General features: G+C 69.0%; 1 protein-coding gene and 1 pseudogene. Both read right to left on the bottom strand.

The annotated features are described in order from the left end of the window. Positions 1–869, bottom strand: a pseudogene (locus ACLB1G_RS25525) (heme utilization protein); the annotation flags it as partial. 365 nt (positions 870–1234) lie between these two features. Then, on the bottom strand, positions 1235–4192 hold a 2958-nt coding region (locus tag ACLB1G_RS25520), incomplete at its 5' end, for a beta strand repeat-containing protein (RefSeq protein WP_491630075.1).

The raw sequence follows: 4192 nt of genomic DNA, 5'->3' as shown, positions 1-4192 counted from the left end.
GTCAGGGCCACCACCTGGTCGGTGGACAGGGCGGCGATGTTGGCGCTCGTGACGGCGCCGATCTGGGCCGTGGTCAGATTGGACAGCTGGTCGGTGGTCAGCGCCGCCAGCTGGGCCGTCTTCAGGGAAGCAATGATGCTGGTCTTGAGCGAAGCCAGGTCCGAAGTTTCGATGGCGGCCACGTCGTTGGTGCTCAGGGCGCCGAACTGGGCGGTGCTCAGGGCGCCGAACTGGGCCGAGGTCAGGGCCACCACCTGGTCGGTGGTCAGGCCGTTGGCCAGGTTATTGGTCGACAGGGCGGCCACCTGGGCCGTGCCCAGCGCCACCACCTGGTCGGTGGTCAGCACCGACACCTGCTGGGTGGACAGGGCGGCGATCGCGGCCGTCTTGAGGGCCACGATGTCGCCCGTTTCAATGGCGGCCACGCCAGCCGTGGTGAGGGCCAGCACCTGGGCCGTGCCCAGGGCGTTGACCTGGCCGCTGGACAGGGCCACCACCTGATCGGTGGTCAAGGAGCTGATCTGCCCGGTGGTCAGGCCGGCAATGGCGGAGGTCTTCAGGGCCGCGAAGTCCTCGGTCTGCAGGGCCACCAGGGAGTTGGTGGACAGGGCCGCCACCTGGCGCGAGCTGAACGCGCCCACCTGGCTGGACGACAGGGCCACGATCTGGTCTGTGCTGATGCCGCTAGCCAGCTGGGTGGTGGTCAGCACGGCGGCCTGGGTGTTGGTCAGGGCGGCGATCTGGTCGGTGGTCAGTGCCCCGAACTGGGCAGTGTTGAGCGCCGCGATATCGGCCGTGGCAAGCGCGGCGACCGTCTGGGTCGCCAGCGCTGCGATCTGGGCGGTAGACATGCTGGTTACGAGGCTCATTTCATTCTCCTAGGGGCACTGCTCAGGTATGGCGGACAAGAATGAAGCCGGGAGGGATGTCCTCCCGGCTCCACTGAATTGGGGACTGCGGATCAGGCGCCCGGGGCTGCCGCGATGCGGCGCGCGACTCCGGGTTTTAGTTCTTAACGTCAATAATCGCACCAACTTTAGGGCATGGCATTTTCCTGCACTCAACTTTCATCAGCGGGGCGGCACTGGCGGATAACTGTACAAGGCGACGGAAAATTAACCTGCATTAAGAATCAACTGTCCTGGGCAAATACGACGCTGCAAATACAAACGGCAGAGCTTGCAGGCTCTGCCGTCTGGAGACTACTGGACTATGCTACTCAAGCAACCCGGTCTTACTTCGCGGCCAGGATGCCGTGGCTGGCTTGCGACTGCAGCGCTTTCAGGCGCAGCGTGCTGTCGGTGGCCGTGGCGGCGTCCGGGCTGCCTTGCGGCTTGCCGTTGGCGTCGTACTGGCGCAGGGCGTCGGCCAGTTGGGCCGCGCTGCTGGCCGCCTTGCTCGGCAGGTCCAGCTTGCCGGCCTGGGCCGTGCCGGCCGCATCGGCGCCAAACGCGCTGATGGCGTTGGCCAGGCCGCTGACACTGCTGCTCAGCGGCGCCGTGGCCGCCTGGGCCGGCGCGGTGGCGGTGAACCACACGTCGGCTGCGGCATGGCTCTGGCCGTCGCTGGTCTCGTAGGTCGAGGTCAGGCCGACGATGTTGCCATTGTTGGACGTCGGGTTCAGCTTGCTGTCCAGGTTCAGCTTGGTGATACCCAGCTGTTCCAGGGTCTTCAGCTCGTCGGCCTGGCTGACGCCGTCCGCATTGCCGTCCACCCACACGCGCAGGTCGCCGAAGGCGCTGTCCTTGGCATCGATCACGCCGTCGCCGTTGGTGTCCAGCTGGGCCAGGGCTTCGTAGCCGTTGGACGCCTTCTGGCCGTTGGCCAGGGTGGTGCCGGAGCCGAACAGCTCGCTACCGTCGTTGATCACGCCGTCATGGTTGCGGTCCAGGGCCAGCAGGCCGTCGCCGCCGGCGGTCCAGCCGGTGTTGACTGCCTGGCCGGTGGCCGCCAGGTCGAACTTGACGCCGGCCGTGATCGACAGGGTCTGCACGCCATCGCCGTTCAGGTCCAGCACGATAGGCGTCAGCGACACCAGGGCGTGGATCTGATCCGAGCTCAGCACCGCGGACTGGGCGCTGGTCAGGGCGTGGATCTGCTGCGTGGTCATCGCATGCACCTGGTTGGTGGTCAGGCTGGACACCTGGCTGGTGGTCAGGCTGGCGATCTGCCTGGTGCTCAGGGTCGCGATGGCGGCGGTTTTCAGCGCCACCAGGTCGGCGGTATCCAGGGCTGCCAGGGCGGCGGTGGACAGGCCCACCACCTGGCGGCTTTCCAGCGCGGCCACCTGGGCCGAGCTCAGCGCCGCACCCTGGCCGGAGCTCAGGGCGCCCAGCTGGGCCGAGCTCAGCGCGGTCACGGCGGTGGTCGAGATCGCACCCAGGTCTTCCGCTTCCAGGGCGGCCAGGCTGCGGGTCGACAGCGCCGCCACCTGGCTGCTGCTCAGGTTGCCGGCCTGGCTGGTGGTCAGGGCCACGATCTGGGCGGTGTTCAAGCCGCCGGAGAAGGCCGAGGTGGTGAGGGCAGCCACCTGGGTGCTCGACAGCGCGGCCACCTGGTCGGTGGTCAGGCCCACCAGCTGCGCGGTGCGCAGGGCTGCCACCTGGGCGGTGGTCAGGCCGGCCAGGTCGGCCACTTCCAGGGCGCCGACCGCCTTGGTGCTCAGCGCGGCCACTTGCGCCGTGGTCAGGCTGCCCACTTGCGACGAGGTCAGCGCCACCACCTGGTCGGTGGTCAGCGAGGCGATGCCGGCCGTGGTCAGGGCCACCAGCGAGGCGGTCGCCAGGGTGTTGACAGCCTCGGTGCTCAGGGCGGCCACTTGCGCGGTCGACAGGGCGGCGATGGCGTTGGTCTTGATCTGGGCCAGGTCCAGGGTTTCCAGGGCGGCCACGTCGGCGGTGGACAGCGCCGCCACCTGGGCGGTGCTCAGCACGCCGGCTTGCGACGAGGTCAGGGCCTGCACCTGGTCGGTGGTCAGTACTTTCACCTGGGCGGCGCTCAGGGCAGACACGCCAGCGGTGGACAGCTGGGCGAAGTCGGTGGTTTCCAGGGCGGCCAGGTTACGGGTCGACAGGGCAGCCACTTGCGCGCTGGTGAGGTTGGCCGCCTGCAGGGTGGTCAGGGCCACGATCTGCGCGGTGGACAGGCCGCCGGCGAAGGCGGCGCTGGACAGCGCAGCGACCTGGGTGCTGGACAGGGCCGCCACCTGGTCGGTGGAGAGGCCAGCCAGTTGCGAGGTCTTCAGGACCGAGACCTGGCTGGTGGTCAGGCCGGCCAGGTCGGCCACGTCGATGGCGGCGATGGCCTTGCTGGACAGGGCGGCAGTCTGCGCGGTGGACAGGCTGCCCACTTGCGCCGAGGTCAAGGCCACGGCCTGGTCGGTGGTCAGGGCGGCAATGCCGGCGGTGCTGATCGCCACCAGGGAAGCGGTCGCCAGGGTGTTGACCTGCTCGGTGCTCAGGGCGGCCACTTGCGCCGTCGACAGCACGGCGATGGCGGCAGTCTTGATCTGGGCCAGGTCGGCGGTTTCCAGCGCGCCGATGGCGGCGGTGGACAGGGCCGCCACCTGGGCGGTGCTCAGGGCGCCGGCTTCCGAGGTGGTCATGGCCACGATCTGGTCGGTGCTCAGGGCCTTGATCTGGGCCACGCTCAGGCCGGCAACGCCGTTGGTCGACAGCTGGGCGAAGTCTTCGGTCTGCAGGGCGGCCAGGTTGGCGGTGGACAGCGCGGCAATCTGCGCGGTGCTCAGGTTGGCCACCTGGGCCGTGGTCAGGGCCACGATCTGGTTGGTGGACAGGCCACCGGCGAAGGCGGCGGTGGAGAGCGCAGCGACCTGGGTGCTTGACAGTGCGGCCACCTGATTGGTGGACAAGCCTACCAGCTGCGCGGTACGCAGGGCCGCCACCTGGGCGGTGGTCAGGCCGGCCAGATCGGCCACGTCGATGGCGCCCAGGGCCTTGCTGGACAGGGCCGCGATCTGCGCGGTGCCCAGCGAGCCCACTTGCGAGGACGTCAGGGCCACGGCCTGGTCAGTGGTCAGCGAGGCGATGCCGGCGCTGCTGATGGCCACCAGCGACGCGGTGGCCAGGGTGTTGATGGCATCGGTGCTCAGGGCGGCCACTTGCGCGGTCGACAGGGCGGCGATGGCGGCGGTCTTGATCTGGGCCAGGTCCAGGGTTTCCAGGGCGGCCAC

It is taken from the genome of Duganella kummerowiae, assembly GCF_053572355.1.
This window is presented reverse-complemented; position numbering and strand designations above follow the sequence as displayed.